The 1,203-nt window shown below is 69.2% G+C and carries 1 protein-coding gene; it reads right to left on the reverse strand.

The features are described from left to right. Positions 1-1,131 (reverse strand): IS3 family transposase gene (locus LCE31_RS39720; RefSeq protein WP_225023159.1). Its coding sequence is split into 2 segments (ribosomal slippage), with 1,132 coding nucleotides annotated over them: positions 1-789 and positions 789-1,131; the frame shifts between segments, so codons are not numbered across the junction. This gene is flagged as partial in the annotation. Positions 1,132-1,203 lie beyond the last annotated feature (72 nt).

Below are 1,203 nucleotides of genomic sequence, written 5' to 3' on the forward strand. Positions count from 1 at the left end.
CGGAGCGTCGGCAGAGTTCCGCTCCCGGGTAGCGGTGGGCGCCGCGCAGGGTCTCCCGCTTGAGGGTGGCGTGGAAGCTCTCGCAGGCGGCATTGTCGGCGGAGGTGCCGACCGCACCCATGGACTGGGTAACCCCCAACTCGCCGCACAAGTCGGCGAATTCGCGCGATGTGTACTGGGCGCCGTGATCGGAGTGGAACACCGTGCCGCTCAGTCCGCCCCGGGTAGCGGCTGCCATCCGCAGGGCGTCGGCGACGAGTTCGGTGCGCATGTGGGCGGCGATGGACCAGCCGACCACGCGGCGGCTGAAGCAGTCCAGGACGGTGGCCAGATAGAGGAACTCGCCGTCTCCAGTGGGCAGATACGTGATGTCGCCCATGTACTTGACTCCAGGCGCAGGGGCGGTGAAGTCCCGCCGCAACAGGTCCGGGACCGGTGTCGCCGATGGCTCGGGGATCGTGGTGCGGACGCGTCTGCGCAGACGTATGCCGTGGATGGAGAACTTGCGCATCACTCGGGCGACCTTCTTCTCGTTGATCTTCCGGCCGCCGGCGCGGAGCTCGGCGGTGATGCGCGGGGAGCCGTAGGCGCCGTCGGAGTCGGCGTGGACGGCGCGGATCTGCTCGGCCAGGGCCTGGTCGGCGGCCTGCCGCGCGGTCCGCGCGTCGGCCCCGTCCCGCCACTTGTAGTAGCTGGAACGGTTCACGCCCAGGACCTGGCACAACCGCTTCACGCCGAAGGCGTCCCGGTGATCGTGGACGAACTGGAAGCGGTTCACCAGTTCGTCTCGCCGGCGAAATACTTGGCTGCCTTGCGCAGGATGTCCCGCTCGGTGGCCAGCTTTCGCTCGCTCGCCTCAAGCTCGGCCACCCGGACCTCCAGCTGCCGGATCCGCTCGTCCGGGTCCGCGGACGGTGCCGACTGTCCTGCCCAGGCCGGCACAGCCCCACCTGACCGGGCGGCCGCGGGGGCGACGCCGCGACGCTCCCGGTCTCGCAGCACCCACTCCCGCAGCGTCGCCCTGTTGATGCCCAGGTCAGCGGCGATGCTCTTGTAGGTCGCCCCCGGCGTGGACTCGTACAGGGCCACGGCATCGGCCTTGAACTCGTCCGAGTAGTCCTTCATCGCCATCGGCGGTCTTCTCGCTTCCTCCGGATCAAGCAGATCCAGTATCAGCGTGTCCACCACTCAGGGGGAGACCCC

Origin of the sequence: Streptomyces sp. 8L (assembly GCF_020176795.1) — a bacterium.
Classification (GTDB): domain Bacteria; phylum Actinomycetota; class Actinomycetes; order Streptomycetales; family Streptomycetaceae; genus Streptomyces.